This window comes from Kitasatospora sp. NPDC059812 (genome assembly GCF_042732075.1).
GTDB lineage: Bacteria > Actinomycetota > Actinomycetes > Streptomycetales > Streptomycetaceae > Kitasatospora.
The window spans coordinates 204,862-211,715 of the sequence record NZ_JBHWIO010000002.1 but is presented as its reverse complement, the minus strand read 5'-3'; the positions used below and the strand labels follow the sequence as shown (position 1 = coordinate 211,715).

Sequence of the window (6,854 nt, the reverse complement as noted above, 5' to 3'; positions counted from 1 at the left end):
CTGATCCACCCCGAAGGGCTTCACCGTTCGACTTGCATGTGTTAAGCACGCCGCCAGCGTTCGTCCTGAGCCAGGATCAAACTCTCCGTGAATGTCTACCCGCAATCGGGCGGCACCCGCGTTGAGCGGCACGGCAACCACCGGAATAGGGCGGTCCCGCGCACTGCGTCCTCGCTAGTGTTTTACTTCAAAAGGAATCTCCAACCCCAGAAGAATCTGAGGCCGGGGATGTCAACATATCTGGCGTTGACTTTTGGCACGCTGTTGAGTTCTCAAGGAACGGACACTTCCTTCGGACCGCCTTCCAGCGGGCCCTCCGGGCGCTTCGTTCTTTCGTGTTTCCAGCTTACCAGATGTTTTCCGCTCCGTTTCCGGCGCTTCGTTCATCCAACTCGCTGGTGTCTTCTGCGGCTTGACGCCCCGTCCGACGTTTCAAACTCTAGCCGATCCCCGCTCCGAAAAGCGAATCGGCCGCAATCCAATAAAACGAACACGCCGAATAGGAACCAAGCCGCGACAAGACGCGACCCAGCCCGAACCAGGAAATGGTGTTTCAAAAGGATTGGCCGCCCCGGGACCGTCCGCGCCGATGCGTGTCCGGTGCTCCCTGCCGAGCGACTAGAGAACACTACCCCTGGCCGGCGTCACAGGCAAGCCGCTGCCGGGGACGGTCCGGGTGCAGAGGGCGCGGCCGGCTTTCACGTACTCGCCGTTGGGGTGGTCGTTGCCGGTCACCCAGTGGCGGGCGGTGGCCTCGTCGCGGCCGCCGTCGCGGTGGCGGCGGAGCAGGCGCTCCTCGCGGAGGGCGTCGTCGGTGTCCACGTACCAGAGTTCGCGCAGCAGGCGGCGGGCCTCCGGCCACGGGGTGTCGGTGGAGGCGAGGTAGTTGCCCTCGGTGATGACGAGGCGGGTGTGCGGGCGGACGACGTGGCGGGCGGCGACCGGTTCGTCGAGGGTGCGGTCGAAGTCGGGGACGTAGATGTCCTGGAAGCGGTCGGCGGCGATGCGGCGCAGCAGGGCGACGTAGCCGTGGGCGTCGAAGGTGGCGGGGGCGCCCTTGCGGTGGGTCAGGGCGAGGCGGTCCAGCTGGGCGGCGGACAGGTGGAAGCCGTCGAGCGGGACGTACCCGGCGCTGCCGGGGCCTTCGGCGCGTTCGATCTCGGCGACGAGGTGCCGGGCCAGGGTGGACTTGCCGGCGGCGGGCGGGCCGGCAAGTCCGAGGATCGTACGGGCGTTGCTGCCCGGGCCCCGGAGGAAGCCGAGGGCGAGGGCGGTGAGGCGGTCCTCGTTCATGGCCGCACCCTACTCACCGCCGGCCCGGGCCTCACCGCTCGGCGAGAGCGGGCACTTCCAGGGTGAGGGTGCCGGCGTCGGCGTCGAGGACGGCGGGGACGCCGAGCGGGACGGTCAGGGTGGAGGGGCAGTGGCCGAAGCCGAGTTCCCAGATGACGGGTATGTCGAGCGGGCCGAGGCGGTCGAGCATGACGTCCCGGACGCGGTCGAGCCGTCCGCAGCCGTCCCAGGAGCCGAGTGCGATGCCGGCGACCCCGTCGAACGCGCCGGAGCGCAGGAACTGGGTGAGGAGCCGATCGAGCTGGTACGGGTGCTCGTTGACGTCCTCCAGGATCAGGATGCCGCCGGCGTAGGAGGGCCGGGCGGCGGGCGTGCCGCGCTCGGCCGCGAGGACGTGGACGCAGCCGCCCGCGGTGACGCCCCTGGCGCGGCCGGGGACGAGGGCGGTGGCGGTCGGTGAGGTGAGCACGGTGGTGGCCGTGGGCTCGAAGAGGGTGCGGCGCAGGTGCTCGGCGGTCGGTCCGTCGGCGATGAAGGAGCCGGCCGCGCTCATCGGCCCGTAGAGGGTGGCGATGCCGAGCCGCTGGGCGAAGGCCTCCTGGAGGGAGGAGACGTCGCTGAAGCCGATGAACGGCTTGGGCGGGGCGGCGCGCATGGCGTCCCAGTCGAGCAGGTCGACCATGCGGTGGACGCCGTAGCCTCCGCGGGCACAGATGACGGCGTCGACGGTGGGGTCGAGCCAGGCGGACTGGAGGTCGGCGGCGCGGTCGGCGTCGGTGCCGGCGAGGTAGCCGAGGGTGGGGTGGGCGTCGAGGACGTGCGGGGCGACGGTGACCCGCAGGCCCCAGGAGCGGAGGATCGCGCAGCCGTCGGTGAGTCGCTGGGAGTCGATCGGGCCGCTGGGGGCGACGACGGCGATGTGGTCGCCGGGGCGCAGGTGCGGCGGGCGGGTCAGACCCTGGCCGGGCGTGGTCGGGTGCTGGTCCATGGGCCGGGACGCCTTTCGGGGGAGGCCGGGTACGGGCGGCCTCGGTGTGGTCGAGGCCGCCCGGTGACGATATGCCCCCGTTTCGACGGGCCGATGTCCGCGAGCCGACGTCTTCGGGCCGAAGGTACGCCGGAGGTGCCCCGACGGTGCGGGGCGGTTCTTCAGATCGCCCCCATCACCTTCCTGACCTCGTCGAGGGTGGCGTCGGCGACGGCGTTGGCGCGTTCGGCCCCGTCGCGCAGGACCTGGCGCAGGTGGCCTCGGTCGGCGGCGAGTTCGGCACGGCGGGCGCGCAGGGGGCGGAGGTACTCGTTGACGGAGTCGGTGACGGTGCGCTTGAGCGCGGCGGCCCCGCCGTCGCCGAGTTCCTCGGCGATCTCCTCGGGTGCGCGGTCCTGACAGAGCGCGGCGAGCAGGACGAGGCTGGAGACCTCGGGCCGGTTGGCCGGGTCGTAGTCGATCCGGCGGTCGGCATCGGTCCTGGCACCGCGGATGATTCGGGCGGTCTCGTCCTCGGTGGCGCCGAGGGGGACGGAGTTGCCCCGGCTCTTGCTCATCTTGCCGCCGTCGGTGCCGAGCAGCAGCGGGGCGTCGGAGAGCAGTGCGCGGGGGGTGGGGAAGACGGTGCCGCCGTCGACGTGCGGGTAGCGCTCGTTGAAGCGGCGGGCGATGGTGCGGGCGACTTCGAGGTGGGGCAGCTGGTCCTGGCCGACCGGAACGAGGTTCGCCTTGCAGAAGAGGATGTCGGCGGCCTGGTGGGCGGGGTAGGTGAACATCAGCCCGTTGACGGCGGACTGGCGGGAGTGCGCGATCTCGTCCTTGACGGTGGGGTTGCGGTTCAGTTCGGCGACGCTGACCAGGCTGAGGAAGGGCAGCAGCAGCTGGTTGAGGGCGGGGACGGCGCTGTGCGCGAAGATCGTGGCGCGGTCGGGGTCGAGGCCGGCCGCGAGGTAGTCGAGGACGAGGTTCTCGGTGTGCTCGGCGAGCCGGTCGGCGATGTCCCGGTCGGTGATGACCTGGTAGTCGGCGATCACGACGAACATCTCGACGCCCTGGTTCTGGAGCTGGACGCGGTTGTGCAGGGTGCCGAAGTAGTGGCCGAGGTGCAGCGGTCCGGTGGGGCGGTCCCCGGTGAGGACGCGGTGGCCGGCCGGGTCGGCGGTGAAGGTGGCGGTGGTGGCCACGGACGGGGTCGTCGCGTTGGTCGCGGTCGTCGCGTTGGTCGCGGTCGTCATCGGGTTTCTCCTCGGTACGGCGGTGGTGGCGGCCGTCCGGGGCGGGGGCCCGTTCCATGGGAAACGCGAAAGGGCCGTCCATTCCGGACGGCCCTGGTCGAGCGGGTGGGGTGGCCGTCCCTCAGGACGGCCACCAGCACTGGCCCGCGTAAAGCTTCATGCGGTCGAGGATAGCGTCGATGCCCGGCGGCGTGGTCGGTTTTCGGCGCTCCCGGTCCTCCCGGTCCTCTCAGTCCTCCCGACCCTCCCGACCCTCTCAGTCCTCGACGACCAGCGCGGGGGTGTCCTTGCGCAGCGTCTCGCCGCGGAAGAACTCCGGCCGGGCCAGCCCGTAGCAGGTCATCAGGACGGCGCCGAGCAGCAGGATGCCGACGCCGATGACGAACACCGAGCCGATGCCGAAGACGGCGCCGCTGCCGTAGTCCGGGCTCCAGGCGTCGGTGAGGGTCTGCAGGAATACCCCGCTCAGCAGCACGCCGCCGAGCAGCGGGGCGATGCCCTTGAGGAACAGGTCGCGGGGGCCGGTGCGCAGCGAGCGGCGGAAGTACCAGACGCAGGCGAACGCGGTCAGCGCGTAGTAGAAGCAGATCATCAGGCCGAGCGCCAGGATGGTGTCCTGGACGACGTTCTCGCTGATCAGGCTCATGCCGACGTAGAAGACGGCGGTGGCGATGCCGGCCGCGACGGTGGCGTACCCGGGGGTGCGGAAGCGCGGGTGGACGGCGCCGAAGCGCGGTGGCACGGCGCGGTAGGCGCTCATCGCGAGCAGGGTGCGGGCCACCGGGATGAAGGTGGTCTGGAGGCTGGCGGCGGCGCTGGCGACGACGGCCAGGAAGAGCAGGACGCTCCACGGCGAGCCGAGGACCGGGCGGGCGAGCGCGGCGAAGACGTTGTCGGAGGTCTCCGGGTTGCTGAGGCCGGATCCGGTGGAGCCGACGCCCGCGAACATCTGGGCGGAGATCGCGACCAGCAGGTACGAGCCGACCAGGGTGACCATGGAGACCATCGCGGCGCGACCGGGGGTCTTGGTGCTGCCGAGGGTCTCCTCGTTCATGGTGAGGCAGGTGTCCCAGCCCCAGTACATGAAGATCGACAGCGACAGGCCGGCGGTGAAGGCGCTGAAGGAGCTGACCTGGAGCGGGTTGAGCCAGGAGAACGAGAAGCCGATCGAGTCGGGCAGGTCGCCGGCGGCGGCCTTGCCGATGGCGATGGCCGAGAAGAGCACCAGCACGGCGAGTTGGAGGCCGACCAGGCTGTACTGGAACCACTTGGTGGCGGTCATCCCCCGGTAGCTCATCGCGGTGGCGCCGGCGATCAGCAGGACGACGGTGAGCAGGTGGACGGCCTGGTTCTGGTCGAGTTCGGCGACCCAGCTCCTGCCGGTCATCTCGCCGAGCATCAGGTAGAGGAAGTCGGTCGCGACCCCGGCCAGGTTGGACAGCACGATGATGGTCGCGACGGTCAGGCCCCAGCCGGCCATCCAGCCGACCCGGGGGCCGAAGGCCTTGACCGTCCAGGTGAAGGACGTGCCGCAGTCCGGGAAGTCCTTGTTCAGCTCCTTGTAGGCGAACGCGACGAGCAGCATCGGCAGGAAGCCGGCCAGGAACACGGCGGGCATCTGGACGCCGACCGCGGTGACGGTCGGCCCGAGTGTCGCGGTCAGGCAGTAGACCGGGGCGACCGTGGAAACGCCCAGGACCACACTGCCCAGCAGGCCCACCGAGTTGCCCCGTAGACCCTTGTCCCCCGCTCCCCCAGCTGTCCCCTGGTCGGGGACTCCACCACTGATGCCACTGACCGGGGCACCCTGCGGAGCGTCGGGCGCCATTGCCCGGCCGCTGCTTCCGTGCTCTGAGAGCTGCTGATCAAACACCAGCGCACCCTAGGCGCGAGCATGGAAGGTTGAGTAGACCAACCCTTGGTGATCTAAACCACTTGCTTCGATTCGTTCTCGGCGAAGGCCGTCAAGGTGCAGCATTAACGGCGCGTTAAGCGGTGTACCTTGGTTTCAAAGGATCAGGGTCAAGAGAATTTCTCCCTTATGTCAAGGTTTGAGATGGTTCGCCCTCAGCTCGGACGGGCCACTACGCCCCCCCTCGAGTGCTTCGGATAGGTTTGCCTCACCTAACCTCGATTCGAAGGAGCGTCGCGTGGCCCCCCACCCCGACGACCTGGTCCTCGTCCCCCGCACCCCCTCCCGCCGCAGGTTCCTCTCCGCCGGGATCGCCGGTGGGGCGGCCCTCGGCCTCGGCGGACTGCTCACCGCCTGCGGCAGCTCCGGCGGCTCGGGCGGCAACGGCGGCTCAGGCGGCGCGACCCCCGGCGCCGGCGGCGCATCGCCCGACCAGAAGTCGGTCAAGCAGGGCGGCGACGACTACGCCACCGTGATCGAGAAGATGAAGGGCTTCGGCACCGACGCCGCCCCCGGCGTCTACCCGCGCACCGTCAAGCACGCCATGGGCGAGACCGTCATCCCCGCCAAGCCCACCCGGGTCGTGGTGCTGGACACCGGCGAACTCGACAACGTCGTCGCACTCGGCATCCAGCCGGTCGGCATCGTCTACACCGACGGCTCCAAGTCCCTGCCGTCCTACCTCAAGGACAAGGCCGGCAACCCGGCCAACGTCGGCACCATCAACAGCCTCAACCTGGAGGCCATCGCCGCGCTCAAGCCCGACCTGATCCTCGGCAGCCAGCTGCGCGCCCAGGACCAGTACGCGCAGCTGTCCAAGATCGCGCCGACCGTCTTCTCGCTGCGCCCCGGCTACCCCTGGAAGCAGAACTTCCAGCTCAACGCCAGCCCGTTCGGCCTGGAGGCCGAGGCCAAGACCCAGCTCGACGCGTACCAGGCGGCCGCCACCGCGATCGGCGCCAAGCTCGGCGACAAGCGGCCCACCATCACGCCGCTGCGCTTCATGCCCGGCCGGACCCGGCTGTACGCCGAGCTGTCCTTCATCGGCACCATCCTCACCGACATCCCGCTGCCGCAGCCCAAGATCGAACAGGTCAAGGAACTCGCGGTGGAGGTCAGCCCGGAACAGATCGACAAGGCCGACGCCGACTGGATCTTCTACGGCGTGTACGGCAGCCCCAGCTCCACCAACCAGGACGCGGTGCTCGGCGGCGCGCTCTGGAAGACCCTCGGCGCGGTCAAGTCCGGTCAGGCCCGGCCGGTTTCGGACGAGACCTGGTTCCTCGGGCTCGGTGTCATGGCGGCCAACGCGGTGCTCGCCGACCTCAAGGGCTTCGTCGCGCCCGGCACTTGAGCCGACACGGGGTGTAGGGGCGGGCAGTGGTCTCGCGCACACCCCCGGAATTGATGCTTGGAGCTGGTCGCG

At 70.0% G+C, this 6,854-nt stretch carries 5 protein-coding genes and 1 rRNA gene; 1 reads left to right on the top strand and 5 read right to left on the bottom strand.

The genetic code is table 11. The features are described from left to right. The 5 genes from ACFV6D_RS02085 to ACFV6D_RS02065 all read right to left on the bottom strand — a co-directional run. Positions 1-92 (bottom strand): 16S ribosomal RNA (locus ACFV6D_RS02085); the annotation flags it as partial. A 526-nt stretch (positions 93-618) separates the two neighbouring features. Continuing rightward, positions 619-1,293 carry a nucleoside/nucleotide kinase family protein gene (locus ACFV6D_RS02080; RefSeq protein WP_063349312.1) on the bottom strand — a complete coding sequence of 225 codons (675 nt, stop codon included), beginning with the start codon at positions 1,291-1,293 and terminating at the stop codon, positions 619-621. Positions 1,294-1,324: 31 nt separating this feature from the next. Further along, a complete protein-coding gene (locus ACFV6D_RS02075; protein ID WP_380557747.1) occupies positions 1,325-2,281 on the bottom strand; it encodes an LD-carboxypeptidase in 957 nt (318 codons plus the stop codon). 161 nt (positions 2,282-2,442) lie between these two features. Beyond that, positions 2,443-3,516 (bottom strand): tryptophan--tRNA ligase, encoded by a 1,074-nt coding sequence (gene trpS, locus ACFV6D_RS02070; RefSeq protein ID WP_380557744.1) that lies wholly within the window; start codon positions 3,514-3,516, stop codon positions 2,443-2,445. Between the two features lie 256 nt (positions 3,517-3,772). Next, complete coding sequence (locus ACFV6D_RS02065) at positions 3,773-5,344, bottom strand: APC family permease (protein ID WP_063349310.1); 1,572 nt, start codon at positions 5,342-5,344, stop codon at positions 3,773-3,775. A 322-nt stretch (positions 5,345-5,666) separates the two neighbouring features. Between ACFV6D_RS02065 and ACFV6D_RS02060 the strand changes: the two genes are divergently transcribed. Then, a complete protein-coding gene (locus ACFV6D_RS02060) occupies positions 5,667-6,782 on the top strand; it encodes an ABC transporter substrate-binding protein (protein WP_380485678.1) in 1,116 nt (371 codons plus the stop codon). Positions 6,783-6,854: the final 72 nt, after the last annotated feature.